Source organism: Kitasatospora nipponensis (assembly GCF_039528135.1).
GTDB lineage: Bacteria > Actinomycetota > Actinomycetes > Streptomycetales > Streptomycetaceae > Kitasatospora > Kitasatospora nipponensis.
This window is the reverse complement of the sequence record NZ_BAAALF010001157.1, coordinates 1-519: the sequence shown is the minus strand read 5'-3', so window position 1 is coordinate 519 and position 519 is coordinate 1. Positions and strand designations below refer to the sequence as shown.

General features: G+C 71.5%; 1 protein-coding gene. It reads right to left on the bottom strand.

What is annotated here, in order from left to right; translation table 11 throughout:
- Positions 1–170: 170 nt before the first annotated feature.
- The coding region (locus ABD323_RS45395; protein WP_344447775.1) for a 4-alpha-glucanotransferase at positions 171–519 on the bottom strand (349 nt) is incomplete at its 5' end.

The window sequence follows — 519 nt, the reverse complement described above, 5'->3', positions numbered from 1 at the left end:
GGGAACGGACCACCCCCGTGGTCGCGGGCGCCCCACTGAGGGGCATCTGGGACCTCCGAACCGAGAGTACGAGTGGGGGTATACCGAAGGCACGCCGGGCAGTTGGGGCCCGTGAACCGGGAGCCTAGGCCCGCCTTCAACAAAACGTCAATGTAGGAAAATACGAGGAGTCAGGGCTTGAGCAGCTCGGCCGCGAGACGCTCGCCGGCCGCCTCGACCAGCTCGCCCGCCTTGGTCATGCTGTCGCCGTGCCGCTCGGCCAGCGCGGACCAGACCGCGTACTGCTCCAGCCAGCGGCCCTCCCGCTCGACGAACGCCCGGTACGCCGCCTCCCGGCCGGGGCCGCGCGCCACCCGGTGCAGGATCTCCAGCGCCTCCAGCTTCACCGCGCGGACCGCGTCCCGGTCCACCAGCCCGTCGTGGGCCAGCACCTCCTGGCTCAACCTGCGTCCGCGCTCGGGGAGTTCCCCCAGATCGGCGTACGCGTACTCGGGCACCGCCTCGATCCGCAGGTGCACG